The sequence below is a fragment of the Pseudomonas khavaziana genome (assembly GCF_036704165.1).
Classification (GTDB): domain Bacteria; phylum Pseudomonadota; class Gammaproteobacteria; order Pseudomonadales; family Pseudomonadaceae; genus Aquipseudomonas; species Aquipseudomonas khavaziana.
Genome location: NZ_CP129946.1, coordinates 294,409 through 319,491 on the forward strand (window position 1 = coordinate 294,409; position 25,083 = coordinate 319,491).

Below are 25,083 nucleotides of genomic sequence, written 5' to 3' on the forward strand. Positions count from 1 at the left end.
CCAAATGTGGGAGGGGGCTTGCTCCCGATGGCGGCCTGACAGCCAACCAGGATGTTGGATCAGACCGAGTACATATCCGTTGCTGACCCACCACAATCGGGGGCAAGTCGAATCGTCGCACCGCCCCTCCCACATTTTTGCCCGAGCAGGTCTTTAGAGCGCGAACGGCAGGTGGACACTGACCTGCTGGCGTTGCGCCAGGCGGTGTTCGAACTCCGCGGGATCGTGAATGAGAACATCCTGCCCGGCAAACGATTCGGCGGCGATCAGTCGTGACAGCCAGAAGCGCACGCACGCCACGCGCAGCAGGGTCGGCCATAGCTCGGCCTCCTTCGCGGTGAACGGTCGCAGCCCTGCGTAGGCCCCCAACAGTGCCCGGGCACGTTGCCCGTCAAGCACGCCATCGGCATCCGAACACCAGTCGTTCAAGGCGATGGCGACGTCGTAGAGCATCGGCCCCGAGCAAGCGTTATAGAAGTCGATCAGCCCGGTCAGGTGCGTGCCTTCAAACATCGCATTGTCGCGAAACAGGTCGGCGTGCACGTTGGCCCGTGGCAGGGCGAGGATGTCGGCTTTGTGAGCTTCGATCTCGCTCAACGCGTCCTGCAGCAAGCGCTGTTGTGCGTCGTTGAGGTGCGAAATCAGCTGCGCGCCCTCACTGAGCATCCAATCCAACCCACGGTCGGTCTTGCGCTCCAGCACCTTTGCGCCCTGAGTGGCCAGGTGCAGGTGGCCGAGCAGCTCGCCGACCTGGACGCAATGCTGGGCGTTGGCATCCTTGATGTGCTTGCCAGCCAGGCGCGGTTGCAGCAAGGCCGGTTTGCCCTTGAGCTCGCGCAAAGCGATGCCATCGGTGGTGCGCAGAGCGTAAGGCACCGGCAGGTCAGCATCGTGGAGCACGTCAAGCAGTTCGATGAAGAACGGCATTTCCGCCACCGGGCCGCGTTCAACCAGGGTCAGGACAAACTCGCCCTGTTCCAGGCTGATGAAGAAATTGGTGTTTTCGCTGCCGGCGGCAATCCCCTGGAAATCAAGCAGGCGGCCGAGCCCGTAGGGTGCGAGAAATGTTTCCAGCTCGGGCCGAGCCAGGGGTGTAAACACAGACATGGTTAAACTGCCGTTACGGGCGCGGCCGTGGGCGGCGCCGGTTAAAATTAAGAAATCATTTCCATTCGAAGATCTTCCATGACGGGATCAGCATATCCGGCTGGTCAGAACGGATGAAGTTCGCATCGGTTCCGTCAGCGCGCACCAGGAAGTACGGCGGTGCACCTTTGGGCGTGACCTTGATCGCATACAGGAAACCGTTCTGGCGGTATTCCTGGATCGTCTTGTCGCCTTCCGTGCGAATGGTAACTTCCGGATCACCCCCAGGCGCACTGTCTGCCGCCATGGCAGCCATCGGAGCGAGTGCAATCAAGCCGGTCAACAGCAGGCGATTGAATGTACGCATGATAACCTTGTCCCTTTGTTTTCATTGGTCCGGCTATTCTAGCGCCTGACCCGCCGAAAAGGTTGATCCTGCTCATGAGCCAATCGCCCCTCGTCCTGGTGGACGGTTCTTCTTATCTGTACCGCGCCTTCCATGCGCTGCCACCGCTGACCACCTCCAAAGGCCTGCCGACCGGTGCGGTCAAGGGCGTGTTGAACATGCTCAAAAGCCTGCGCAAGCAGTACCCGGACAGCCCCTTCGCGGTGGTCTTTGACGCCAAGGGCGGGACCTTTCGCGATGAAATGTTCGCCGAATACAAGGCCAACCGCCCGAGCATGCCCGATGACATGCGCCTGCAGATCGAGCCGCTGCACCAGAGCGTGATCGCCCTGGGCTTCCCTTTGCTGTGCGTCGAAGGCGTCGAGGCCGATGACGTGATCGGCACCCTGGCCCGCAGCAGCGCGGCCGCTGACCGCCCGGTGGTGATTTCTACCGGCGACAAGGACATGGCGCAGTTGGTCGACGGGCACATTACCTTGGTCAACACCATGACGGGTAGTTCGATGGATGTTGAGGGCGTAAAGGAGAAATTCGGCGTCGCTCCGGAGCAGATCATCGACTATCTGGCGCTGATGGGAGATTCGTCCGACAACATCCCAGGCGTTCCGGGCATTGGTCCGAAGACGGCTTCCGGCTTGCTGGTGGGGGTCAATGGCGGCCTCAAAGAGCTTTATGAGCAGTTGGATATTGTGCCGACCCTGCCTATCCGCGGGGCCAAGACCCTGCCGGCCAAGCTGCAAGAGCACAAGGAAATGGCGTTCCTGTCCTATCAGCTGGCGACGATCAAGATCGATGTGCCGCTGGAGGTGGGCCTGGATGATCTGCACCTGATCGAGCCAGACCGCGAGAAGCTGCTGGAGCTGTACACGCTGCTTGAGTTCAAGAGCTGGTACGAAGAGATCCTGCGCGATGCCAAGCGCGTGGAGCTTAAGTCGGCGAGCGAGGTTGTGCCTGTCGCCGAAACGCTGGTTGAGGCTGTTATATCGGTACCGGTAGAGGCGGTTTACACCACCATCCTGGACCAGGCCACGTTCGACGTATGGCTGAAGAAACTCCACGATGCGCCGTTGTTTGCCTTCGACACCGAAACCACCGGTATCGATGCCCAGCAGGCGCAATTGGTCGGGCTCTCGTTCGCTGTGCGGCCCCACGAAGCCGCCTACATCCCGCTGACCCATTCCTATATCGGCGCGCCGGATCAATTGGACCGGGACACCGTGCTGCTGGCCCTGAAACCGCTGCTGGAAGACCCGACCAAACTCAAGGTTGGCCAGCACGCCAAGTTCGATATGAACATCCTCGCCAACTGCGCCATCGGTGGCGACCCTGCACAGGGCATCACTGTGCGTGGTATCGCCTTCGACACCATGCTCGAATCCTACGTGCTGAACTCCACGGCGACCCGCCACGACATGGACAGCCTGGCGAAGAAGTATCTGGACCACGACACGGTCAGCTTCCAGGACATCGCCGGCAAGGGTGCCAAGCAGCTGACCTTCGACCAGATTGCCCTCGAGCAGGCCGGCCCTTACGCCGCCGAAGATGCCGATGTGACCTTGCGCCTGCATCAGGAACTGCACGCGAAGCTGGCCGCGATCCCGAGCCTGGCCAGTGTACTGACGAATATCGAGATACCGTTGGTGCCGGTACTGGCGCGTATCGAGCGCCAGGGCGCATTGGTGGACAAGGCGTTGCTGGGTATCCAGAGCATCGAGCTGGGTAACAAGATGGTTGAACTGGAGCGCCAGGCGTTCGAGATCGCCGGCGAAGCGTTCAACCTGGGTTCACCCAAGCAGCTTGGGGCGATCCTTTATGAAAAACTGGGCTTGCCGGTGTTGAAGAAGACCGGCAAGGGCCAGGCATCCACCGCCGAGGAGGTGCTGGCCAAGCTGGCCGAAGATGATTTCCTGTTGCCCAAGGTGCTGATGCAGTACCGCAGCATGAGCAAGCTCAAGAGCACCTACACCGACCGCCTGCCTGAGCAGATCAACCCGCGTACCGGGCGCATCCACACCTCTTATCATCAGGCCGTGGCGGCGACCGGGCGGCTGTCCTCCAGTGACCCGAACTTGCAGAACATCCCGGTGCGCACTGCCGAAGGACGGCGGATTCGCCAGGCGTTCGTCGCGCCCAAGGGCTACAAACTGCTGGCGGCGGACTATTCGCAGATCGAACTGCGGATCATGGCGCACCTGTCCAAGGACGAAGGCTTGATGAATGCCTTTCGCAATAATCTGGATGTGCATACGGCCACGGCGGCCGAGGTGTTCAAGGTCGAGCTGGGCCAAGTCACATCTGATCAGCGCCGTAGCGCCAAGGCCATTAACTTTGGCCTGATCTATGGCATGGGCGCCCAGAAGCTCGGCAAGGACATTGGCGTCGATACCAAGACCGCCAAGGCTTATATCGATGTCTACTTTGCCCGTTATCCCGGAGTTCGCGAGTACATGGAGCGCACTCGTGCCCAGGCTGCCGACCAGGGTTATGTAGAAACGTTCTTCGGGCGCCGGCTGTACTTACCGGATATCAACTCCAACAAGCCTCAGGAGCGCGCGGCGGCAGAACGCACAGCGATCAACGCGCCGATGCAGGGAACGGCGGCGGATATCATCAAGAAAGCCATGGTGTTGGTGGATGATTGGCTGACCGAGTCGGGCCTGGATGCCAAGGTGATCCTGCAGGTGCACGATGAACTGGTACTTGAGGTGCGCGAAGACTTGGTGGCGCAGGTCGGCGAGAAGATTCGCGAACATATGAGTCGCGCAGCACAGCTGGATGTGCCGTTGGTGGTGGATGTGGGCGTGGGCGACAACTGGGACCAAGCGCACTGATCCTGCGGCTGCGCCACCCCTGCGTGGGGTGGTGCAGCGCTTCAGATCGGAAATCGCCGTCAGTTATTTCCAATAGTTTTTCGGGCCTGCCGGAACTTAACCTGTGAATTGCGACTCAGAGTTACTGAATGGGTGGTGAAGCCCTTCAATGCTCCTATGTTGTGTTAAGTGTTGGCAGATATCTGGACCCCGCCCTAGCGGTCCGGAACTTGGACCCCGAACTTCCCTCCCCATACGAAGTCCGGGGTTTTTTTTGCCCGCAGGAAAGTTACTCGGTAACTTCTGCGCCCTTGTCCGCCAATTCCATCCAGTCGGCCAGTACGGTGTAAGCCTCTTCCAGGCCCATACGTTTTGGCGCTGAGAACAGTTGAATACTGATCGCGTCGCCCCAGCCCTTACGGATTTCGGACTGCACTTTGAGCAAGGTGTTCTTGGCCGCGCCGTAGGTGAGCTTGTCGGCCTTGGTCAGCAGAATATGCATCGGCATGCCGCTGGCGACAGCCCAGTCGAGCATCAGCAGGTCGAAATCGGTCATTGGATGACGGATGTCCATCATCAGGATCAAGCCCTTCAAACTCTCGCGGCCACCCAGGTAAGCCTCGAGGTGACGCTGCCAGTGCAGCTTCAACGGGATAGGCACTTTTGCATAACCGTAGCCAGGCAGGTCGACCAGACGCCGATCATCGTCTAGCTTGAAGAAATTGAGCAGTTGCGTGCGGCCCGGGGTTTTTGAGGTGCGTGCCAGGCTGGCGTGGGTCAGGGTGTTCAGTGCGCTGGACTTACCGGCGTTGGAACGGCCGGCAAAGGCGACTTCAAAGCCCTCGTCATCGGGGCATTGGTCCACTTTGGCGGCGCTGAGCATAAACGTGGACTGTTGGCACAGGCCGAGGATGGGATTCTTGAGTTGCATGAGATTTCCGATGTGGGCGGTGCCGAAAAAGGGTGCGGCAAGCGGTGTCGTTTCCGTTTCAGTAGCGCCAGTATATAATGCCGCAGATTTTGTGTGTGCTTTGTCCCAGCGAAGGATGAAGTTCACGGGAGCGAAAGACCTTTATTGCGCATTAGAACGCAAAACGCTCTCAAACCCTGAAAAGGTCGATGTATGGCCTCAATGGTTGCCGCTTCTGGCGTCCTGGACCCGCTTATGGCGCTCAGGCTACACAGGATCCGGAAGCGCTGTACAACCGAGTTTGCGTGGTCACGTTTTTGCCACGCATGACCCAGGGTTTCAAGGCAATGCCGCCGCGTGGTTTGTGCATGGACTGCAGTACTGAGGATTACCAGGCCGTCATTGAGTTGATGGTGAGTAAACCCGGTAGATAACTCTTAAACCCTTAGCCGTAGTTGGATTAGCTGATGAACAAACTGATCGTGAGTCTGCTGTTGACCTTGGGCATCACAGGCGCTGCCGTCGCTGCAGAGGGCCCCGTCAAAGGTGATGCCACTGCCGGTCAAGCGAAGGCCGCCGTGTGTGGTGCCTGCCACGGGCCGGATGGCAACAGCCCGGCGCCGAACTTTCCCAAACTGGCAGGCCAGGGTGAACGCTACCTGAGCAAACAGATGCACGACATCAAGGATGGCAAGCGCACGGTGCTGGAAATGACCGGTTTGCTGACCAACCTCAACGATCAGGACCTGGCGGACCTCGCGGCGTATTTTGCCAGCCAGAAAGGCAGTGTGGGAGCTGCTGATCCTAAACTGGTTGCCCGCGGAGAGAAGCTGTTCCGTGGCGGCGATCTGGAAAAGGGCCTGCCGGCCTGCACAGGTTGCCACTCGCCGAACGGCGCTGGCATAGCCTCTGCCGGCTTCCCGCATCTGAGTGGTCAGCACGCTACCTATATCGCTAAACAGTTGACCGACTTCCGTAAGGAAGAGGCTGGACGAGCTAACGACGGCGACGCGGCAATCATGCGTACCATCGCCCGCAAGCTGAGTGACGAAGACATTGCAGCCGTCTCCAGTTATATCCAAGGCCTGCATTAAGTTGCACGCGACGTTAACACTCGATTAATCCCGCGATGCAAGCATAAAAAGGGTGGCCCAGGCCGCCCTTTTTTGTGGCCGCTGCCGTTACACTAACGAACTCATGCCCGCGTAGACCTGTCACAACAAAGGTCGCGTGAGGCGACTTTATTTGTCCAGGAGTAAAGCATGCGTAATCTGATCCTCAGCGCCGCTCTCGTCACTGCCAGCCTCTTCGGCATGACCGCACAAGCTGCCGACGTGCCGCTTGAAGCCGGTAAAACCTATGTCGAACTGAGCAACCCGGTTCCGGTTTCGGTGCCAGGCAAGATCGAAGTGGTGGAGCTGTTCTGGTACGGCTGCCCGCATTGCTATGCCTTTGAACCGACCATCAACCCATGGGCTGAAAAGCTGCCCCAGGACGTTAACTTCCGTCGTATCCCTGCCATGTTTGGTGGCCCGTGGGACGCTCACGGTCAACTGTTCCTGACCTTGGAAGCCATGGGCGTGGAGCACAAGGTCCACAACGCCGTCTTCGAAGCGATCCAGAAACAGGGCAAGCGCCTGACCAAGCCGGACGAAATGGCTGACTTCGTCGCCACCCAGGGTGTCGACAAGGACAAGTTCCTGGCCACCTTCAACTCCTTCGCCATCCAGGGCCAGATCAAGCAGGCCAAGGAACTTGCACAGAAGTACGGCGTGCAAGGCGTTCCGACCCTGATCGTCAACGGCAAGTACCGTTTCGACCTGGGCTCTACCGGTGGTCCTGAGCAGACCCTCAATGTCGCCGACCAGCTGATCGCCAAAGAGCGGGCAGCCAAGTAAGGGGCTCGTTATGCGCCGCTGGCGTACCGAACGCGCTGTTGGCCTGCATGACCCGCAGGTCAACGAGCACCACCTGGAGTCCACGGGGCTGCCGCCGGACAGCCGTCTGCGCCTGCTCAGCTTCAATATCCAGGTCGGTATCAGTACCGAGAAGTACCGGCACTACCTTACCCGTGGCTGGCAACACCTGCTGCCCCACAATGGTCGGGCCGGTAACCTGCAGAAAATCGGCACGCTGCTCAACGACTTCGACCTGGTCGCCTTGCAGGAGGCCGACGGCGGCAGCATGCGCTCCGGCTACATCAATCAGGTGGAACACCTTGCCCAGCTCGGTGCTTTCCCTTATTGGTACCAGCAACTCAACCGCAACCTCGGGCGCCTGGCGCAGCACAGCAATGGCGTGCTCAGCCGCCTGAAACCCACCGCCATCGAAGATCACCCATTGCCGGGCCCAAAGGGGCGCGGAGCGATCCTTGTGCGTTTCGGCGAAGGCCCGGAAGCCTTGGTGGTGGTGATGATGCATCTGGCGCTCGGCGGGCGCACGCGCAACCTGCAACTGGCCTACGTGCGTGACATGATTGGCAACTACAAGCATCAGGTGCTGATGGGTGACATGAACACCCATGCCAATGACCTGTTGCAGAATTCTCCGCTGCGCGACCTCGGACTATTGGCGCCGCAAGTCGAGGCCACGTTCCCGAGCTGGCGCCCGCAGCGTTGCCTTGATCATATTTTGCTCAGCCCGACCCTTACGCTGGAAAGCGTGCAGGTACTGGCTCAGCCCATTTCTGACCACCTGCCGGTTGCGGTAGAGATTCGTTTGCCGGGTTCGCTCACGGCTGATGCATTCCCCGTGTTGAGCCCAGGCACCAGCGGACCCCTTGCATGAGCGACGACGCCCAGCGTTGGAAAGAGAAATACCTCAAGAGCATTGAGCAGCAAGACAAGCTCGAACGCCGCTGGGCTGCCCGCCTCGACCTGCTGCGCCGCGGGCTGGTACGCAGCACGCTGGCCGCTGAGGGGACCGATCGCGCCGTCGATCAATGCATGAAGGAAATGCGTGATGTCGTGCGTACCGACGATATGGACGCAGCCCTCGCCGCCTTGCTGCCGCGCTTGGAAAAGGCCGTGCTCGATTCCGAGCAGCGCCGCGAAACCCGGATCGACCAGATCAGCACCGCGCTCACCGCATTGGTTGCCCAGTTGCAAAAGCTCCCGCTGCCCCGCGAGGTGGCGCGGCCGCTGAAAACCTTCGCCAAGCAGCTCGATGGCCGCGTCGGGCAGGCGCGGGAGATACCGCTGCTGCTCAGTGAGCTGAGCAGCCTGCAAGGGCAGGCACTGAATAACCTGGAGCCTGAGAGCGAAACCGTACGTCCGGGTCCGGGTCTGCTGCAACGTCTGTTTGGTAGTAAGGATGCATCGAGTGAAGCCCCGGTGGCCGACGCTGAGCCACTGTCTCCAGCGCACGTGGCGCCGCCGAAGACCGCTGCGCCACAACCAGCGCCCGAGTCGCAAGAGCCCACGCAATCGGACGAATTGACACAAGCCTTGCGTGCCTTTGCGCCGCTGCCGCAAACACCTGCGGCCTTGAAGCCTGAGGCTGTTTCACCGGCCAAAGTGGAACACGTCAGCGACGCACCTGTAGTCGAGGCGCCCGCTCTTGAGTCGCCAGCAGTTGCGTCTACGCAAGCATCTGAACCGGATAGGCAGGAGCCACCGATTGCGGAGCCTGCGCATGAAAGTGCACTCGCTGCCTTTATCGAAGCACCGCAGGTTCAAGTAGACATACCCGATGAAACCACCATCGGCAGCCTGTCTCTGCCGCCTGTGCTGGAAAGCCCCGAGCCAGACGACCTGCAATCAGGCGGGATATACGCCCTGCCTGATTCGCCCGAACCGTCCTACAGCTCGGTGGCCAAGCACATTGAAGACACTTTACTCGGCTTGCTGGAAGACCTGTCGTTGCCCGAGCGCCACCGGCCCCAGGCCGAGGCCATGCGTGAGCGTCTTGCCCATGGCCTGAACTGGTACGAACTGCTGCCGATCCTCGATGACTTGGCGGTGCTGATGCTGGCGATCACTGACAGCGGCCAGCATGAGTTCGAGGCTTACCTCAAGCAACTCAACGAGCGCCTCGAGGCATTCCAGGGTCATCTGCAGGTCGCCAGCGCAGACCATGCCGATAGCAGCCTGGCTGCGCGGGAACTGGATACGCAGATCCGTGAACAGGTCGACGGGCTGCAAAGCAGCGTGCAGGACGCCGCCGATCTGGACAGCCTCAAGCAAGTGCTCGAAAGCCACCTCGAAGGCTTGCTAGGCACCATGGACGCCCATCAGCAGCAGCGCGACCAGCGCGAACAGGAAGTGGCCGCACGCCTCAAAGGCCTGGCGGAGCGGGTGGCCAACATGGAACAGGAAGCCCTGGGTTACCGCGAGCACTTGGAAGTACAGCGCCAGAAAGCCTTGATCGATCCGCTCACCGGCCTGCCCAATCGTGCAGCCTGGAGCGAGCGTCTCGATTATGAAGTCAACGCCTGGCATCAGCGCGGCAACAGTCTGTCGCTGGCCATGCTCGACCTGGATCACTTCAAGCGTATCAACGACGGCTACGGTCACCTGGCGGGCGACAAGGTCTTGAAGATCATTGCCAATGTGCTGAGCAAGCGCCTGCGGCCCACCGACTTCATCGCACGCTTCGGCGGCGAAGAGTTCGTGCTGCTGATGCCCGATTCAACCTTGGCGGATGCCTTGGCCGTGGGTGAGGTGTTGCGCGGGGCCATCGCCGCCTGCCCGTTCCACTTCAAGGGCGAACCGGTGACGATCACGGTGTCCATGGGCGTGGCGCAGTTTCAGCCCGGCGAGCGCAGCGACCTGGCACTCAAGCGCGCCGACGGAGCGCTGTATAAGGCGAAGGCGGCGGGACGGAACCAGGTACAGGCGGCATAAAAGATGTTCCATTTTGTAATTTGACCGCCTGGGCATACACGTTACGTTACACTGTTGCATTATCGACTTTCAGTGTAATGCTTCTGCCATGAAATCTTTGTATATCGCTTTTGCGTTGCTGCTGCTCACCGGCTGCGCCAGCGGCCCGCGCCTGAACACCAGCCATCCTTCGGTGAACCACGACAACCGCATACAGTTCGTTGTCGTGCATTACACTTCCACCAACCTTGAACGCTCCCTGGCTTTGTTGACCCATGGCCAGGTCAGCAGCCATTACCTGATCGGCGACGACGCCTCTGGCACCATCTACAAGCTGGTGGATGAAAGCCAGCGCGCCTGGCATGCCGGTGAGAGCGAGTGGATGGGACGCACCTGGCTCAACTCCAGCTCCATCGGTATTGAGATCGTCAACCCAGGGTTCAGCGATACGCCGACGGGGCGCGTGTGGTATCCGTACTCCGAGGCGCAGGTAAAATCACTGATCGTGCTGCTCAAGGACATCAGCAAGCGTAATGGCATCGACCCCAAAAACATTATTGGGCATAGCGACATTGCCCCGCTGCGCAAGCTGGACCCGGGGCCTTTGTTTCCTTGGAAGCGCTTGGCTGCAGAAGGCCTGGCCGTTTGGCCGGATGCCCAGGCAGTCGCCCGATTCCAAGTGCAGTACGCCGCGCAACTGCCTAGCATCACCTGGTTCCAGGAAGAACTGGCTCGCCTGGGCTACCAGACGCCGCAGACCGGGGAGCTGGATGTAGCCACGCGCCATGTGATCGCAGCGTTCCAGATGCGCTTCCGTCCATCATTGTTCGATGGCACCCCGGATGCTGAAAGCGCCGCGATCCTGCGGGCCCTGAACCAGCGCTGATTGTGTACATGCTGCTCGCGAAGAACCTCGACGATAACGTTGTGCTGTCAGGCAGCTCGCGTTGTTCATGCATTTTTCGCGAGCAAGCTCGCTGCTACAACGGCAGCGCCATATAGAACTGTGTGCCCTGCCCCGGCCGTGAATACACACCCATGCGGCCGCCGTGCAGTTGCACGATTTCTTTGCACAGTGCCAACCCCAGGCCCGCCCCGCCTTTCTTGCGGCCAACCTGCACAAAGGGCTCGAAGATGCGCCCTTGCTGGCCATAGGCAATGCCTTCGCCGTTATCTTCAACGCTGATAATCACCCGCTCGCCATGACGTCGCGCCTGCAGGCGAATCTGCCCACCTTCAGCGGTATGGCGCAGGGCGTTGCCCAGCAAATTGTCGAGCACCCGCTCCAGTTGCACCTTGTCGGCGTACAGGCGCGGTAATTCAGGCTGGGTCTCCACCAGCAACTCAATGCTTTGCGCATTGGCAGGCTCGACGAACCGGGCCCGTGCGTGCTCCAGCAGGTCAGTCACATCGCACGCCCCCAGGGTGAGTTTTTGCAGGCCGTTCTGGTAGCGCGAGAAATTGAGCAGGTCGTTGATCAGCTGCATCAGGCGCTGCATTTCTTCATTGACCGTATCCAGCAGGTCCGCTTCACGGGAGTCCGCCGGGAATTTGGCCCGTTCGCGGAACAGACCGAAGGCCATGTGCATACCGGTCACCGGCGTGCGCAGCTCATGGGAGGCGCGTAACACGAACTCGCTGCGCACTCGCTCGAAGGCGCGTTGTTCGGTGACGTCATGCAGCACCATCACCGCGCCGAGAATATGCCCCTGAGTATGGCTGACAGGCGTCAGGCTGTAAGTCAGCAGGCGCAGCTCACCCTCGACTTCTACCTCCAGGTCATCCGGTGCCCGCTCCAGGTTGCCGCCGCGCAGCACCAGCTGCAGTTGTTCATCCATCTCCTCACGACCCAGGGCCTCGCCCAGGCCTTGGCCAAGTCGCTCCTCGTCCCAACCCAGTTGGCGCTGCGCGACAGGGTTGAGGTGTTCCAGGCAGCCTTGGCGATCAATCATCAGCAAGCCGTCATCAATGCTGTCCAGTACCGCTTGCAGGCGCTGCTGGCCGGCCAGCAACTCATCAACATTGGTGGCCTGATGTTGGCGCAGTGCTTCGGCCATGATGCCGAAACGGCGGGTCAACTGATTCATTTCTGCCGCTGACGAGATAGGCAGCGTAACCTCGAAATCGCCCTGACCGATCTTGTCGGCGGCCTTGGCGAGCGCCTCGATGGGGCCACCGAAACGCCGGGCGATGCCATGGGCCGTGACGAAGCCGATGATCAGCACCGCAAGCCCCACCAGCCCAAGTAGGCCGGCGATCAATAACGCACGCTCGCGGGATTTATGCTCGCTGGTGCTGATGTTTTCCAGCGCCTGCTTGTGATCGGCGATCAGCCCATTGCGTAGCACGTTGAAGGTTTCAGTCAGCTTTTCCTTGCTGCCTGCAGGCGGCGAGGCCTGTTGGGATTGATCAAACGCCTCTAGCAGGTTTTGGTAATCGGCACGTGCTTGGCTGAAACCATGGCCTCTACCATCGAGTTGCTCATGGGCGATACCTTCATCCAGCAGCTCGAAATAGTGTCGCTTGGAGGCCCGCAGCGCCTCGGAATCGGGTTGTTTTTCCAGCATCATGATCAACTGGTCGCCCAGGCTCTGGCGTAACTTGAGCCCAAGGTCCAGGGTGATGAAGTTGCTGCGGATCAACGATTCCTGGGTCTTGGCCATCTGCATGACGCTGACCAAGCCCAGGATCAATCCCAGCAAGGCCACGGTGATCAGCGCTGAGATGCTCAGGAATAACCGAGTGCGCAGTTTCATCGCGAGCTTCATAAGGTCCTGCTCACAGGTTGTACTGTTTGCGTTTGCGGTACAGGGTCGATGCATCGATGCCAAGGGTGCGGGCTGCCTGGTCCAAGGTGTCACTGGTAGCGAGTACCGCGCCGATGTGGGCTTTTTCCAGCTCGTCCAGGCTCAGTGCGGCGCCGATACGCGGTGCATTGTTGGTCGGTTGCTCGGCCATCCCCAAGTGGCTGATCTCGACCTTCTCCTGAGGGCAGATGATGCTGGCGCGTTCCACCACGTTACGCAACTCGCGGATATTGCCGGGCCAGCGATAGTTGAGCAGCGCTTCCCGGGCGTCATCACTGAAGCCGCGAGCGGGACGGGCGTACTCCTTGACGAAACGCGCCAGGAAGCGGTCGGCCAGGGTCAAAATATCTTCACTGCGTTCGCGCAGCGGCGGCAGGTGCAAGGTGATCACATTGAGACGGTACAGCAGGTCTTCACGGAAACGGCCATCGCGCACCATGTCTTCCAGATTGAGGTTGGTAGCCGCGAGGATGCGTACATCGGCGCGACGGGTGACCGGGTCGCCCACACGCTCATATTCTTTATCTTGAATGAAACGCAGCAGTTTTGGCTGCAAGGTGAGGGGAAAATCGCCGATCTCGTCGAGAAATAGCGTGCCACCGTCCGCCTGGTTAACCCGGCCCAGCGTGCTTTCACTGGCGCCAGTGAATGCACCGCGGCTGTGACCGAACAGTTCGCTCTCCATCAGCTCGGCGGTCAGCGATGGGCAGTTGATGGTCACGCAAGATTTCTTGGAGCGTTTGCTCCAGCCATGGATGGCTCGTGCCAGTTCGCCTTTGCCGGTGCCGGATTCACCGAGGATCAAGATGTTGGCGTCAGTCCCGGCCACCTGCCGTGCGGTTTCCAATACCACCATCATGGATGGGCTATGGGAGTCCAGGCCATCCTTGGGCTGGCGCACTTCGCCTTCCAGGGCTTCCAGTCGTGCAGAAAGTTGGCGCACTTCCAATTGCTTGGCGGTCGCCAGGCGCAACTGGTCCGGGCTACAAGGCTTGACCAGATAGTCGGCGGCGCCTGCCTGGATCGCATCCACTGCGGTATCCACGGCGGAATGGGCGGTGACAATCACTACGCGCATCCACGGCGCCTGTATACGCATTTGGGCCAATACATCCAGGCCATTGTCCTCGCCAAGACGCAAATCGAGGAAGCACAGATCGAACACCTGGCGCTGCATCAGGGCATCGGCCTGGGCCGCGCTATTGGCGGTGGCTACGGTGTAGCCCTCATCTTCCAGGCAATAACGGAACGTGCGCAGGATCGCGGATTCGTCGTCCACTAAAAGAATGCGGCCTTGAAGTTCCTTGGCTGATCCCATCTGTCCCGCGCTCCTTAACTATAAATGTGATGATGTTTAGTCCCGGAATAATCGGGCAAGTTGCATGGTTTATTCTGATTCATAAAAGACCTGTCCGTGCAGGTATCTGCACGCCTCCAGCACAGGCTCCGGCTGATGGCGTTTTCATGCCTTCCTGCTACTCCGGCAACGAGGTGGGTGGGTTAGATCCCTCGACCCGACCATTGGCCATCGTGCATTTCGCACGGGCCGCGTCGGGGCATCGTGCAGGATGCGAGGCGATAGATCTATGTCGTGTATTTAACTTCTTGATTTTATTGAGTTTTATTTTGCAATAAAGCTGGCATGTACTCTGCAATATCTCTCCCAAGAGTGTCATGACCGAATAATCAGAATGCGGGAGAACAGCAGAATGACTCGCCAAAGCCTCAGCCAATTGCGTGTATCCCGGCTTCGTATGCAGCAGGGCCTGTTTGCCAGTCTGGCATTGATGGTCACGCTGATTGTCGGCCAGCAGATGCAGCATTGGCAGCAGAGTGCGCAGCCAGCCCCGCAATTTGAACGTCCGGTCATGACTCAGACCCATTTCCGTTCCATTGGCAGCGCCAGCGCTAATGTAACTGCCCCGCACTTGAGCTTGGTCGACCAGGATTCCACTCTGGAAGAACTGCCAACCCAAGAGCGCTGGGTGTTCTAGGCAAGACAAGGTCGCTTGAATTGAGCGGCTGTACGGCACTACCGCTGTTACCTCTATAGAAGCATAAGGAGAATCACCATGTTGAGTTGGGCAATCACATTTCTGATCATCGCCATTGTGGCTGCAGTCCTGGGCTTTGGTGGTATCGCGGGCACCGCCACGGGTATCGCCAAGATTCTCTTTGTCGTCTTCCTGGTGATGTTTATCGCTTCGTTTTTCTTTGGTCGTAAAGGCCGAGGCTGAATATGACCACTCTGCCTTTTAAAGCCATTGCTGCCGCCCTGCTGTTGGGCGGCAGCAGCCTGGCGATGGCTGCCAATGACGGTCAGTCCCGGGCTAACGAATTGCTCAGCGCGGACCCGCAGTACCGTGAGACTTGGCAAGGCGTGGTGAAGAAAGAACAGCGCCTGCCGGAATGGGTGATGAACCTGTCGGGTACCGCCGAACAAATGAATGCTGTTGAAGAGGACGGTGACAAGTATCTGGTGGGGCCGCTTTGCGAAACTGCCGATACCTGCTTGAACAAGCGCCTCATCGTGGCATTCAGTTTCGATAAGGAAGATGCCTACGCGATGTTGGTGGAAGTCCCAGCTGGTCTGCCGGCCGACAAATCCCCGACACGGCATGCCGATTACCGTTTTCTCGGTAAGCCGGATGAAGGCATGCAAAAGCTGTTGATGGAACAACTGAAGAAAGATCCGAATTGGTACTAGGTTCCGTCTGAGACGGAGCCTGCGTCCATAGAAAGAAGCCCCTGCGCTTCTTTCTGTCTGCATCGCTCGCCAAGAGTGATGCATGACCAGGGGGCCGGGTTGCTCTGATCAATCGAGATCGGCGTGACCTACGGGCACAGGGAGTGCCTGCGCAAGGGCCGGGTCAGGCGAAAAGCTGCGACGCAAGTTCACAAGTCCTCAAGCTTGCTGAACTTGCGGCGGGCTTATGACTCTCATGCCCGCCTGTCATGCCTTCCATAGCCGCGATTTTACTTTTTGCTTCACGCCAACCATTACTGGGTATGTCCGCGTGACCATCTATCGAGAAATTTTCGGTCGCGCCATAGGACTTTTCTGGCGCTAGGTGGTGGATTTCTCAAGCATTTCTGCCAATGACTTCAAGTCGTCCTGCTTCGCTGAGCGAGCCTGATTTGGCAGCTTCACGGCATATTCACCCGTCTCAATGGCGTATTCGAACTGACCGTTCGGACAGTTATTTTCAAAAAAAGCCATGCCGATTCGGCATAGGGTAGGCGTTTACGGCATTAGACGTCGCTCCCTTGCATGGGAATAGTTGCGCCTTTTTTCGCCTGCCAGTAAGCCATTTCGGCCACGCTGCGGTGACCTTCCATGGAGGCTGATGCTCACACTTTTTCGCTTTCGGGCGTTCCAGCTGGCGCATTCGCCTTAAGTCCACTTGAAGTAAGGGTAATGACATGAAGAAGGCAAAGCTAAGCCTCGCCTGGCAGATCCTCATCGGTTTGGTACTGGGGATCGCAATCGGTGCAGTGCTCAACCATTTCAGTGCCGAAAAGGCCTGGTGGATCAGCAATGTGTTGCAGCCGGCAGGCGATATCTTTATCCGCCTGATCAAGATGATCGTGATCCCGATTGTGATTTCCTCGCTGATCGTCGGCATTGCCGGTGTAGGCGATGCGAAAAAGCTCGGACGTATCGGCGTCAAAACCATCCTTTACTTCGAAGTGGTCACCACCATCGCCATCGTGGTCGGCCTGTTGCTGGCCAACCTGTTCCACCCCGGCGCCGGCATCGATATGAGTACCTTGGGTACCGTCGATATCTCCAAGTACCAGGCGACCGCCGCCGAGGTGCAGCATGAACACGCGTTTATCGAAACCATCCTCAACCTGATCCCATCGAATATCTTTGCAGCGGTGGCCCGTGGCGAGATGCTGCCGATCATCTTCTTCTCCGTGCTGTTCGGCCTGGGCTTGTCGAGCCTCAAGCCTGAGCTGCGCGAGCCGTTGGTGACCATGTTCCAGGGCGTTTCCGAGAGCATGTTCAAAGTTACCCACATGATCATGAAGTACGCGCCTATCGGCGTGTTTGCGCTGATCGCGGTGACCGTCGCCAACTTCGGCTTTGCCTCCCTGCTGCCGCTGGCCAAGCTGGTGATCCTGGTTTATGTGGCCATCCTGTTCTTTGCCTTTGCGGTACTGGGCTTGATCGCCCGCCTGTTTGGCTTCTCGATCCTGAAAGTGATGCGCATCTTCAAGGATGAGCTGGTGCTGGCGTACTCCACTGCCAGTTCCGAAACCGTATTGCCACGTGTGATCGAGAAGATGGAAGCCTACGGCGCGCCGAAGGCGATCTGCAGCTTCGTGGTGCCGACCGGTTACTCGTTCAACCTCGACGGTTCAACCCTGTACCAAAGCATCGCCGCGATCTTTATTGCACAGCTATATGGCATCGACCTGTCGATCGGCCAGCAACTGATGCTGGTCCTGACCCTGATGGTGACCTCCAAAGGTATCGCCGGCGTGCCGGGTGTGTCCTTTGTAGTGTTGCTGGCTACCCTGGGCAGCGTGGGCATCCCGCTGGAAGGTTTGGCGTTCATCGCCGGTGTGGACCGCGTGATGGACATGGCGCGTACCGCACTGAACGTGATCGGTAATGCCTTGGCCGTACTGGTTATCTCCCGCTGGGAAGGCATGTACGACGATGCCAAGGGCGAGCGCTACTGGAATTCCCTGCCGCACTGGCGCAGCAAGGAAGCGCTGCCGGCCGGCGAGATCACTCGCGGCTGATCGCTCGATTGCGCTGACACAAACCCCGGATAATTCCGGGGTTTGTCGTTTCTGCCAGCCCCGTTATCATTCGCCCCATCTTTCGGGGGATTTAACTGATGCTCAATGGCCTGTGGCTTGGCTTCTTTGTCGTGGCAATGGTGTCAGCACTGGCGCAATGGCTGGTGGGCGGTAACGCCGGGATTTTCGCCGCAATGGTGGAAAGCATTTTCGCCATGGCCAAATTGTCGGTGGAAGTCATGGTGCTGCTGTTCGGCACCCTGACCCTGTGGCTGGGCTTTTTGCGCATCGCCGAAAAAGCCGGGATCGTCGATTGGCTGGCCAAGGCCCTTGGCCCGCTGTTTCGCCGCCTGATGCCGGAGGTGCCCGCCGGCCACCCCGCCATCGGCTTGATCACCCTCAACTTCGCTGCCAACGGCCTGGGTCTGGACAACGCCGCCACGCCCATCGGCTTGAAGGCCATGAAGGCGCTGCAGGAACTCAATCCGATCCCCAACACGGCGAGTAACGCGCAGATCCTGTTCTTGGTGCTAAACGCGTCCTCGCTGACGCTGTTACCGGTGACCATCTTCATGTACCGCGCCCAGCAAGGCGCCGCAGACCCGACCCTGGTGTTCCTGCCGATCCTGCTGGCCACCAGCGCGTCGAGCCTGGTGGGCCTGCTGTCGGTGGCGGTGATGCAGCGCCTGCGGCTGTGGGACCCGGTGGTGCTGGCCTACCTGATTCCCGGAGCATTGATACTGGGCGGCTTCATGGCGCTGCTGGCGACTCTGTCGGCCACGGCGCTGGCCGGTTTGTCGTCGATCCTGGGCAACCTCACGCTGTTTGGCTTGATCATGTTGTTCCTGGTGATCGGCGCCCTGCGCAAGGTCAAGGTGTACGAGGCTTTTGTCGAAGGTGCCAAAGAAGGCTTTGACGTTGCCAAGAACCTGCTGCCCTACCTGGTGGCGATGCTGTGTGCCGTTGGCGTGCTGCGTGCTTCGGGGGCCTTGGATTTCGGCCTGGAGGGGATTCGCCATGTAGTGGCCTGGACCGGCATGGATACGCGCTTTGTCGACGCGCTGCCAACGGCGATGGTCAAGCCATTCTCCGGCAGTGCTGCGCGGGCGATGCTGATCGAGACCATGCAGACCCAGGGGGTGGATAGCTTCCCGGCGTTGGTGGCGGCGACGATTCAGGGCAGTACTGAAACCACGTTTTATGTGTTGGCGGTTTATTTCGGCTCGGTGGGCATCCAGCGGGCGCGGCATGCGGTGGGCTGTGCATTGCTGGCGGAGTTTGCCGGTGTCGTGGCGGCTATCTCGGTGTGCTACTGGTTCTTCGGTTAAGCCTTAGATTGCTATCGGGGGCAAGCCCCCTCCTACACTTGATCTGCGAATGCATTCAAAATGTGGGAGGGGGCTTGCTCCCGATGAGGCCGTCAGCGTTTAGAGGAAACCTTGCCCTGCTGCACCACCCAATTCACCACCTGCCCATTCAACTGATCCCCCGCCTTGCCAAAGGCTGCTACCACCGCGGGCACCTTGGTGTCACCCACCGGCTGCCTTACCTCAAACCGCCGGCTGGCGATAATCCGCTGGTCGCTGCCGCGCACCAACCGTGCGTCGAGGCGAATCACGACGTCTACCGTTTTGCCACTGTACTCACTCTGAAATGCCTGCAACTGCCCGCCCAGCTCATAGTCGGCTTGCAGGTTTGTCTCGTCGGTACTCAACAACGTCACTCGCCCATCGCGTTGGAAGCCGTCCACCAGGCGGTTGCGTAAGAGCACCGGCGCCGGATCGCTCCAGCGTGAGTTCGCATAGCTGCTGATCAGGTTGCCGTCAGGCACCACGGCAATGCGTGGACTGTCGAGAAACTCGCTGGTCTGGGGTTTGGCTACGCGCAGTGACCAACTCACCGGCGCGCCTTGGGTGGTGGGTTGAGTGGACACCAGGCGGTACACGTCTGATGGATCCGGCTTGGGCAGGATCGAACATCCACTGACCAGGGCCAGGACGATAGGGGCGATCATTGGGTAAACACGCTTCATGGCGTGAACTCCTTGTTCTTGTCGCTGCCCAGCAGGTAGCCGCTGGGGTTGGCTTCCAGTCGGCGGGAGATGGCGCGCAACGAGCCAAGGGTTTCACGCAATTCGCGCACCGCCGGCGCCAGTTCGTTAAGACCCTGCATGCCGCTGTTCACTGAATCCTGGTTGTTGGTCAGCAAGCTGTTGATGGTGGCAGTGCTTTGCTCCAGGGATTTCATCGCCTGCTCGGCGCTGCCAAAGGCCTGTTTGCCTTGCTCGTTGAGCAGGCCATTGGCGCTGCGCATCAACACGGTGGTTTGCTCCAGCGCGGCACCCGCCTGTTTGCTCACCTGCATCAATTGCTGCATCACCACCTTGATGTCGCCGCGTTGCTCGGCGATGGCACCCGTGGTTTGTTGCAGGTTATCCAGGGTGTTGCTCAGGCGTTCGACGTTTTCCCGGGAGAACATGTGGTTGGCGTTGTGCAGCAGCAGGTTGACGCTGGTCATCAGGTCGTTGCTGTTATTGAGCAGGCGCGCGATGGGCGATGGCGACGCGATGATTTCCGGCAGCTTGCCGTCCTTGCCTTTGAGCTCCGGGCTCTGCGGGGTGCCGCCGCTGAGCTGGATGATCGAGGTGCCGGTGATGCCGGTCAGCGCCAGCTTGGCCTGGGTGTCTTCCTTGATCGGCGTCTGCCCGGCCAGGCGGATGCGTGCGAGCACACGGCGCGGGTCTTTGGGGTCCAGGCGCAGGCTGGTGACGTCGCCCACCTTGATCCCGCTGTACTGCACCGCGCTGCCCTGGGACAGGCCGCTGACCGCTTCGTTGAAGATCACTTCGTAATCCTGAAAGGCGCTGTCGACGCTGGACTTGGCCAGCCACAGGCCAAACAGCATCGCGCCGACCACCACTATTACGCTGAACAGTCCGATCATCACATGATGGGCTCGGGTTTCCATGTCATACCTCGTTGAGCGATTGAGCGGCATCCAATGCCGCGCGGCCCCGGGGGCCGTGGAAATATTCGTGAATCCAGGCGTCGTCGGTTTCCGAAACGACATCGATGGCGTCGGCCACCAGCACTTTCTTCTGCGCCAGCACCGCCACGCGGTCGGTGATGGTGTACAGCGTGTCCAAGTCATGGGTGACCAGGAAAACACTCAAGCCCAACGCATCGCGCAGGGTCAGGATCAGTTGGTCGAACTGCGCGGCGCCAATCGGATCGAGACCAGCGGTGGGTTCATCGAGGAACAGGATGTCCGGGTCCAATGCCAGCGCACGGGCCAGGGCCGCGCGCTTGATCATGCCGCCGGACAATGAGGCCGGGTATTTGTCGGCCGCCGACAGTGGCAACCCGGCCAGCGCCAGCTTGACCGCCGCCAAGTGCTCGGCGTCGGCGCGGCTGAGGCCGGCGTGTTCAATCAACGGCAGGGCGACGTTCTCGGTGACAGTCAGCGAGGAAAACAGCGCACCCTTCTGGAACAGCACGCCAAAGCGCCGCTCCACCAGCGAGCGTTCATGCTCAGGCAGGCTCGGCAGGTTCTTGCCGAACACCCGCACTTCACCTTCACTGGGGCGCCGCAGGCCGACGATGCTGCGCAACAGCACGGACTTGCCGCTGCCGGAGCCGCCGACCACCGCCAGGATTTCGCCCTTGTACAAATCCAGGTCGAGGTTCTCATGCACACTCTGACTGCCAAAGCGGTTGCACAAGCCGCGCACTTCAATCACCGCCTCAGTGGGCGCACGGTGTAGACGACTCACCAGCCCATCTCCATGAAGAACATCGCGGCGACCGCATCCAGCACGATCACCACAAAGATCGATTGCACCACGCTGGAAGTGGTGTGCGCGCCGACGGATTCGGCGCTGCCGCTGACCTTGAAGCCTTCCAGGCAGCCAATGGCCGCGATCAGGAAGGCGAAAATAGGCGCCTTCACCATGCCTACCAGAAAATGTTGAACGCCAATGTCCGATTGCAGCAGCGAGAGGAACATCGCCGGTGAAATATCCAGGGCCACCGCACACACCACGCCACCGCCGACGATCCCCGAGAGCATCGCCAGGAAGGTCAGCATCGGCAGCGCCACCAGCAGCGCCAGGACCCGTGGCAATACCAACAGCTCCATGGGGTCCAGGCCCAAGGTACGGATGGCGTCGATTTCTTCGTTGGCCTTCATTGAGCCGATTTGCGCGGTGAACGCACTGGCGGTACGGCCAGCAATCAGGATTGCAGTGAGCAATACGCCGAACTCCCGCAGGAAGGAGAACGCCACCAAATCCACGGTAAAAATCGTCGCGCCGAAGCTCTTGAGCACCGTGGCGCCGAGAAACGCCACCACCGCGCCGACCAGGAAGGTCAGCAAAGCCACGATAGGCGCTGCGTCGAGGCCGGTCTGTTCGATATGCGCGACCATCGGCGTCAGGCGCCAGCGCTTGGGCCGCAAGATGCCACGGGCGAAGGTTTCGAGGATCAGGCCGATAAAGCCCAGCAGCTTCATCGCGTCTTGCCAGACGGTGTCCACGGCACGGCCGATGCGCGCCAGGACTTGGATGCCGACAGCCTCTTCCGGCTCTTTGATCGGCACGCAGAAATCATTCAGGGAGCGGTAGACCGTCTTGAGCAATGCGCGGTCTGCGGCTGACAGGCTACAATCGGTCTGCTCGGCGGAGTGTTCGATACGCGCTGACCCCAGCAGCTCCACCAGCAGCGAGGCGCCGGCGGTATCCAATGCGCCGAGGCCATTGAGGTCGATATGTGCACCAGCGTCATATTGACCGTCGAGCTTGTGCGACAGCTTCTTCAGCGTGGTGTAGTGGGCAAGCGTCCAGTCGCCGGTAATCCGGAGCAAAGGTGGAGTGATGGACGTATCAAGGTGGGCCGCGCCGGCCGTCGTACGAGTGGTCATAAGCTCCGAGCTTGTATGGCTATCCACAATGGCTACGTAATAGCACACACTCGCCTACTTTGGGTTGTCCGCTTGTGCTGTGTCTATCACCTTGAAGCGCAATACACCGATGACTTGCCCGTCTTCGGTCAGCACCTGGACCTGCCAGCGCCCTGCTGAGTCACCCGGGAAATTCTGCTTGTGGGTCCAGGCGCGGTAGCCTTCCTTGCGACCGCCATGGATATCCAGGGCAATACGGTCGACTTCCTGGCCGTTGAATTTCCACACATGGTAGATCCGCTCATCCAGCCCGCGTGGTGCATTGATCGCGGTGTAGGCGTACAGCCCCCCACTGCGCAACTGGGCGGCAGTGACTTCCTTGAGGTGATCGCCGGGTGTGCGGTCTTGCAGCTGGGTGCTGATCGCCACTTCGGTCATCCACAGGGTGGCGGGCGGCACCCAGCTGCGCAGGAACCAGCCGGCGCAGCCAATGGCAGCGGTGACGCCCAGCAGCATCGCCCAGCCTTTGAGACTGCGCAGCGGCAGGCTGACGGCCAGGCTGGGAATCGACAGGGCCATCGCCACGCCCAGCGCCAGTTTGTAGCTCTCGGCAGTGGTCAGATGCAGGATGATCGGCAGCGCAGTGAGCAATGCGGCGAATAGAGTCAGAGTATGCAGCGCCAGGAACAGCGAACGCTTGGGTGCCAGCCATTTGTAGTACAGCGGGTCGATGATCGACACCAGCGCGGCCGCGCCGAGCAGGCCGGTAAACACCGATTGGCCGCTGTTCCAGGCTGTGGTGATGAAGAAGAACGGCAGTACGAAAAACAGACTTTCCTGGTGGATCATCTGGGTGGCGTAGCGCAGCAGTGGTTCAGGGATTTCGCGCTTGAAGAGCTTGGTGAAAAGCTGTGTGAAGCTGTTTTCCAGCATCAGCCACAGCCAGCTCACCAGCATGATGACCGCAATCCAGCTGGCCATGCCTTGCTGGCGGTCCACCAGGATGAAGCTGCCCACTCCCGAGATGAAACCGCCGAGTGCAATCACCCCTGGGTAGCGCTTCATCAGCTCGAGGATGCGCTGGATTAAGTGGGTCAGGTTTGGCATTCGGCGGTTCGCAGTCTTTGTATGAAAAATCCCAGACAGAATAACGTCTTAGCCCTGGGTCCGGTGCCTCATTCCACGATCCGTTGGCGATAACGCCGAACGCCAATCAACGCTATTGCGATCAGCCCCAGTACGCCCGCGCCGATCCAGGTCAGGGCGTCATAGCTCAACAGCGGCTTCTCGATGCGCCAATAACCCGGTTGCTTGAAGACCTCGCGCATGGCCTGGTTGGTTTGCGCCAGGCTCACGGCCTTGATGCGTTTGACCGGGTCGCTGAAATGACCATCGGCGTAGTCACCGGAGGCACTCCAATAATAGTCCGCCAGTGCGCTGTTGCCCTGTACGGCCCAGGCTTGGCGTGCGATAGCCGCGTGTTGCAGGCGGGCAAATACCATTGGGTCCAGACCGTCCTTGAGCAGTTTTGCCTTGAGGTCTTGCAGCACCTGTTCGGCTTCGGGCAGATTTTCCCGTTCGAGGTCGGCATTCAGGCTCATGAAGCCGACGCCGCCGAGCACTTCGCGTTCAGTCCAGGGGCCGTAGGACAAGCCGTGCTCGAGGCGCAGTTGCCGGTACAGTGCCCAGTCCAGGTAATCCTTGAGCAGGTCGTAGGTTTCATCATGCTGGTCATCCAGTACCGGCTCGGGGAACAGCCAGTGCAGCTTGGCGCCATCGCCGACCCAGCCGTGGATCAGGTCGCGGTGGCCGGCGGCGGTGTGGCGGATTTCCGGAAGCGGCCGATGTTCGCTGGGCTCCACTGGGTCGAGTTGGCCGTAGGTGCGCTCCAGGTAGGCGGGCAGCAATTTGTCGAGGTCACCGACGACGATCAGGGTCATGTTGTTCGGCGCGTACCAGTTCTTGCGCACCGCTTCCAACTGATCGCGAGTCAGGTGATTGGCCTCGGCGCGTTCGGCGCATTTGAGGCCCAGTTCGACGGCCAGTTGGTTGCTGGCGTTGTGGCCGAGGTCCTGACGGTCCAGCAGGCGTTGCAAATGGGAGTAATGGCCCCCGTCTTCACGTTCGACCACCCGCTTGGCCGCATCGATATTGGCGTCGGTCAGTTGCGTGCGGGTGAGGATGGCCAGCAGCAGGTCCAGCACCTTGCGTTGGTTTTGCGCGGGGGCCTCGATGACGAAGGTGGTATCGGCATTGCTGGTGTAGGCGTTCCACTCGCCGCCCAGGGCTTGCATGCGGTCTTCGAGATCGCCTTCTTCACCGCCGTCAATGCCGCTGAACAACAGGTGTTCAAGCAAGTGCGGCAACTCCTTGTCTTCGCAACCGAAGTCATCCAGCCCCACGCCTACCACCAGGCGAATCGCTACGTGCCCGCGTTCGGTACCCGGCTTGAGCAGCAGTTGCAGGCCGTTGGGCAAGGTGTAGCCCTCGACTTGCAGGCGGTCAAAGGCAAAGGTATGTGCCGAGCCTATAAGCAGGCAGGCGAGTAACAGGCGACGCATAACAAGCTTCCTGGCGAATGAGGTCCATT

Annotated in this window: 23 protein-coding genes and 1 pseudogene; 12 read left to right on the top strand and 12 right to left on the bottom strand. The window is 59.8% G+C overall.

From position 1 onward, the window contains the following. Positions 1–153: 153 nt before the first annotated feature. Positions 154–1,107 (bottom strand): homoserine kinase, encoded by a 954-nt coding sequence (locus QYQ93_RS01330; protein ID WP_043048332.1) that lies wholly within the window; start codon positions 1,105–1,107, stop codon positions 154–156. A gap of 55 nt (positions 1,108–1,162) precedes the next feature. Next, complete coding sequence (locus tag QYQ93_RS01335; RefSeq protein WP_016978788.1) at positions 1,163–1,453, bottom strand: DUF2782 domain-containing protein; 291 nt, start codon at positions 1,451–1,453, stop codon at positions 1,163–1,165. A 74-nt stretch (positions 1,454–1,527) separates the two neighbouring features. On the opposite strand from QYQ93_RS01335, the gene polA reads away from it, so the two are divergent. Next, a complete protein-coding gene (polA, locus tag QYQ93_RS01340; protein WP_043048335.1) occupies positions 1,528–4,323 on the top strand; it encodes a DNA polymerase I in 2,796 nt (931 codons plus the stop codon). A gap of 268 nt (positions 4,324–4,591) precedes the next feature. On the opposite strand, the gene yihA is transcribed toward polA, so the two are convergent. Then, a complete protein-coding gene (gene yihA, locus QYQ93_RS01345; protein ID WP_043048336.1) occupies positions 4,592–5,233 on the bottom strand; it encodes a ribosome biogenesis GTP-binding protein YihA/YsxC in 642 nt (213 codons plus the stop codon). Between the two features lie 305 nt (positions 5,234–5,538). Between yihA and QYQ93_RS28465 the strand changes: the two are divergent. The 6 genes and pseudogenes from QYQ93_RS28465 to QYQ93_RS01375 all read left to right on the top strand — a co-directional run. After that, positions 5,539–5,646 (top strand): annotated as a pseudogene (locus QYQ93_RS28465) (cytochrome c5 family protein); the annotation flags it as partial. A 33-nt stretch (positions 5,647–5,679) separates the two neighbouring features. Next, on the top strand, positions 5,680–6,306 hold the full coding sequence (locus QYQ93_RS01355) for a c-type cytochrome (protein WP_043048337.1): 627 nt from the start codon (positions 5,680–5,682) through the stop codon (positions 6,304–6,306). A gap of 168 nt (positions 6,307–6,474) precedes the next feature. Next, positions 6,475–7,110, top strand: a complete 636-nt coding sequence (gene dsbA / locus QYQ93_RS01360; RefSeq protein ID WP_043048338.1) for a thiol:disulfide interchange protein DsbA — start codon at positions 6,475–6,477, stop codon at positions 7,108–7,110. 10 nt (positions 7,111–7,120) lie between these two features. Then, complete coding sequence (locus QYQ93_RS01365; protein ID WP_043048339.1) at positions 7,121–7,999, top strand: endonuclease/exonuclease/phosphatase family protein; 879 nt, start codon at positions 7,121–7,123, stop codon at positions 7,997–7,999. Continuing rightward, complete coding sequence (locus QYQ93_RS01370; RefSeq protein ID WP_338476122.1) at positions 7,996–10,056, top strand: diguanylate cyclase; 2,061 nt, start codon at positions 7,996–7,998, stop codon at positions 10,054–10,056. The genes QYQ93_RS01365 and QYQ93_RS01370 overlap by 4 nt, the downstream gene beginning before the upstream one ends. 88 nt (positions 10,057–10,144) lie before the next feature. Continuing rightward, positions 10,145–10,921 carry an N-acetylmuramoyl-L-alanine amidase gene (locus QYQ93_RS01375; protein WP_338476123.1) on the top strand — a complete coding sequence of 259 codons (777 nt, stop codon included), beginning with the start codon at positions 10,145–10,147 and terminating at the stop codon, positions 10,919–10,921. A 94-nt stretch (positions 10,922–11,015) separates the two neighbouring features. On the opposite strand, the gene QYQ93_RS01380 is transcribed toward QYQ93_RS01375, so the two are convergent. Further along, complete coding sequence (locus tag QYQ93_RS01380) at positions 11,016–12,803, bottom strand: KinB sensor domain-containing domain (protein ID WP_043048342.1); 1,788 nt, start codon at positions 12,801–12,803, stop codon at positions 11,016–11,018. 10 nt (positions 12,804–12,813) lie between these two features. Continuing rightward, positions 12,814–14,160: a sigma-54-dependent response regulator transcription factor AlgB gene (algB, locus tag QYQ93_RS01385; protein ID WP_043048344.1), complete on the bottom strand. Its 1,347-nt coding sequence runs from the start codon at positions 14,158–14,160 to the stop codon at positions 12,814–12,816. Positions 14,161–14,551: 391 nt separating this feature from the next. Here algB and QYQ93_RS01390 point away from each other — a divergent pair, with 391 nt between their 5' ends. From QYQ93_RS01390 to QYQ93_RS01400, 3 genes are all read left to right on the top strand, one after another. Next, positions 14,552–14,836, top strand: a complete 285-nt coding sequence (locus tag QYQ93_RS01390; protein WP_043048346.1) for a hypothetical protein — start codon at positions 14,552–14,554, stop codon at positions 14,834–14,836. A gap of 78 nt (positions 14,837–14,914) precedes the next feature. Then, positions 14,915–15,079 carry a DUF1328 domain-containing protein gene (locus tag QYQ93_RS01395; protein ID WP_003187386.1) on the top strand — a complete coding sequence of 55 codons (165 nt, stop codon included), beginning with the start codon at positions 14,915–14,917 and terminating at the stop codon, positions 15,077–15,079. 2 nt (positions 15,080–15,081) lie between these two features. Further along, positions 15,082–15,549: an inhibitor of vertebrate lysozyme family protein gene (locus QYQ93_RS01400; RefSeq protein WP_043048347.1), complete on the top strand. Its 468-nt coding sequence runs from the start codon at positions 15,082–15,084 to the stop codon at positions 15,547–15,549. Between the two features lie 360 nt (positions 15,550–15,909). Here QYQ93_RS01400 and QYQ93_RS01405 read toward each other — a convergent pair whose 3' ends face one another. Further along, complete coding sequence (locus QYQ93_RS01405; protein ID WP_338476124.1) at positions 15,910–16,062, bottom strand: hypothetical protein; 153 nt, start codon at positions 16,060–16,062, stop codon at positions 15,910–15,912. A 203-nt stretch (positions 16,063–16,265) separates the two neighbouring features. Here QYQ93_RS01405 and gltP point away from each other — a divergent pair, with 203 nt between their 5' ends. Both gltP and QYQ93_RS01415 read left to right on the top strand, forming a co-directional pair. Continuing rightward, positions 16,266–17,597: a glutamate/aspartate:proton symporter GltP gene (gene gltP / locus QYQ93_RS01410; RefSeq protein ID WP_043048349.1), complete on the top strand. Its 1,332-nt coding sequence runs from the start codon at positions 16,266–16,268 to the stop codon at positions 17,595–17,597. Between the two features lie 98 nt (positions 17,598–17,695). Then, a complete protein-coding gene (locus QYQ93_RS01415; RefSeq protein ID WP_043048350.1) occupies positions 17,696–18,925 on the top strand; it encodes a nucleoside recognition domain-containing protein in 1,230 nt (409 codons plus the stop codon). A gap of 92 nt (positions 18,926–19,017) precedes the next feature. Here QYQ93_RS01415 and QYQ93_RS01420 read toward each other — a convergent pair whose 3' ends face one another. From QYQ93_RS01420 to QYQ93_RS01445, 6 genes are all read right to left on the bottom strand, one after another. Beyond that, a complete protein-coding gene (locus QYQ93_RS01420) occupies positions 19,018–19,629 on the bottom strand; it encodes an ABC-type transport auxiliary lipoprotein family protein (RefSeq protein WP_043048352.1) in 612 nt (203 codons plus the stop codon). After that, positions 19,626–20,564 carry an MlaD family protein gene (locus QYQ93_RS01425; protein ID WP_043048354.1) on the bottom strand — a complete coding sequence of 313 codons (939 nt, stop codon included), beginning with the start codon at positions 20,562–20,564 and terminating at the stop codon, positions 19,626–19,628. Before QYQ93_RS01425 ends, QYQ93_RS01420 begins: the two co-directional genes overlap by 4 nt. A gap of 1 nt (position 20,565) precedes the next feature. Further along, positions 20,566–21,369 carry an ABC transporter ATP-binding protein gene (locus QYQ93_RS01430; protein WP_014716351.1) on the bottom strand — a complete coding sequence of 268 codons (804 nt, stop codon included), beginning with the start codon at positions 21,367–21,369 and terminating at the stop codon, positions 20,566–20,568. Continuing rightward, positions 21,366–22,514, bottom strand: a complete 1,149-nt coding sequence (locus QYQ93_RS01435) for an ABC transporter permease (protein WP_338476125.1) — start codon at positions 22,512–22,514, stop codon at positions 21,366–21,368. The genes QYQ93_RS01430 and QYQ93_RS01435 overlap by 4 nt, the downstream gene beginning before the upstream one ends. 54 nt (positions 22,515–22,568) lie before the next feature. Then, entirely contained in the window at positions 22,569–23,600 is a 1,032-nt protein-coding gene (locus tag QYQ93_RS01440; protein WP_043048357.1) for a DUF5924 family protein, read from the bottom strand. Between the two features lie 68 nt (positions 23,601–23,668). After that, the gene (locus tag QYQ93_RS01445; protein WP_043048358.1) at positions 23,669–25,054 is read right to left on the bottom strand and encodes a M16 family metallopeptidase; all 1,386 of its coding nucleotides are present in this window, start codon (positions 25,052–25,054) and stop codon (positions 23,669–23,671) included. Between the last annotated feature and the right edge of the window lie 29 nt (positions 25,055–25,083).

Bases quoted from the DNA above. Each gene is read 5' to 3' on its own strand.
- QYQ93_RS01405 (WP_338476124.1), bottom strand. From the start codon at position 16,062: ATGGCTTTTTTTGAAAATAACTGTCCGAACGGTCAGTTCGAATACGCC.
- QYQ93_RS01425 (WP_043048354.1), bottom strand. From the start codon at position 20,564: ATGGAAACCCGAGCCCATCATGTGATGATCGGACTGTTCAGCGTAATA.
- QYQ93_RS01330 (WP_043048332.1), bottom strand. From the start codon at position 1,107: ATGTCTGTGTTTACACCCCTGGCTCGGCCCGAGCTGGAAACATTTCTC.
- polA (WP_043048335.1), top strand. From the start codon at position 1,528: ATGAGCCAATCGCCCCTCGTCCTGGTGGACGGTTCTTCTTATCTGTAC.
- algB (WP_043048344.1), bottom strand. From the start codon at position 14,160: ATGGGATCAGCCAAGGAACTTCAAGGCCGCATTCTTTTAGTGGACGAC.
- QYQ93_RS01415 (WP_043048350.1), top strand. From the start codon at position 17,696: ATGCTCAATGGCCTGTGGCTTGGCTTCTTTGTCGTGGCAATGGTGTCA.
- QYQ93_RS01420 (WP_043048352.1), bottom strand. From the start codon at position 19,629: ATGAAGCGTGTTTACCCAATGATCGCCCCTATCGTCCTGGCCCTGGTC.
- QYQ93_RS01440 (WP_043048357.1), bottom strand. From the start codon at position 23,600: ATGCCAAACCTGACCCACTTAATCCAGCGCATCCTCGAGCTGATGAAG.
- gltP (WP_043048349.1), top strand. From the start codon at position 16,266: ATGAAGAAGGCAAAGCTAAGCCTCGCCTGGCAGATCCTCATCGGTTTG.
- QYQ93_RS01380 (WP_043048342.1), bottom strand. From the start codon at position 12,803: ATGAAGCTCGCGATGAAACTGCGCACTCGGTTATTCCTGAGCATCTCA.
- QYQ93_RS01365 (WP_043048339.1), top strand. From the start codon at position 7,121: ATGCGCCGCTGGCGTACCGAACGCGCTGTTGGCCTGCATGACCCGCAG.
- QYQ93_RS01435 (WP_338476125.1), bottom strand. From the start codon at position 22,514: ATGACCACTCGTACGACGGCCGGCGCGGCCCACCTTGATACGTCCATC.
- QYQ93_RS01390 (WP_043048346.1), top strand. From the start codon at position 14,552: ATGACTCGCCAAAGCCTCAGCCAATTGCGTGTATCCCGGCTTCGTATG.
- QYQ93_RS01395 (WP_003187386.1), top strand. From the start codon at position 14,915: ATGTTGAGTTGGGCAATCACATTTCTGATCATCGCCATTGTGGCTGCA.
- QYQ93_RS01335 (WP_016978788.1), bottom strand. From the start codon at position 1,453: ATGCGTACATTCAATCGCCTGCTGTTGACCGGCTTGATTGCACTCGCT.
- QYQ93_RS01375 (WP_338476123.1), top strand. From the start codon at position 10,145: ATGAAATCTTTGTATATCGCTTTTGCGTTGCTGCTGCTCACCGGCTGC.
- QYQ93_RS01400 (WP_043048347.1), top strand. From the start codon at position 15,082: ATGACCACTCTGCCTTTTAAAGCCATTGCTGCCGCCCTGCTGTTGGGC.
- QYQ93_RS01445 (WP_043048358.1), bottom strand. From the start codon at position 25,054: ATGCGTCGCCTGTTACTCGCCTGCCTGCTTATAGGCTCGGCACATACC.
- QYQ93_RS01355 (WP_043048337.1), top strand. From the start codon at position 5,680: ATGAACAAACTGATCGTGAGTCTGCTGTTGACCTTGGGCATCACAGGC.
- QYQ93_RS01370 (WP_338476122.1), top strand. From the start codon at position 7,996: ATGAGCGACGACGCCCAGCGTTGGAAAGAGAAATACCTCAAGAGCATT.
- dsbA (WP_043048338.1), top strand. From the start codon at position 6,475: ATGCGTAATCTGATCCTCAGCGCCGCTCTCGTCACTGCCAGCCTCTTC.
- yihA (WP_043048336.1), bottom strand. From the start codon at position 5,233: ATGCAACTCAAGAATCCCATCCTCGGCCTGTGCCAACAGTCCACGTTT.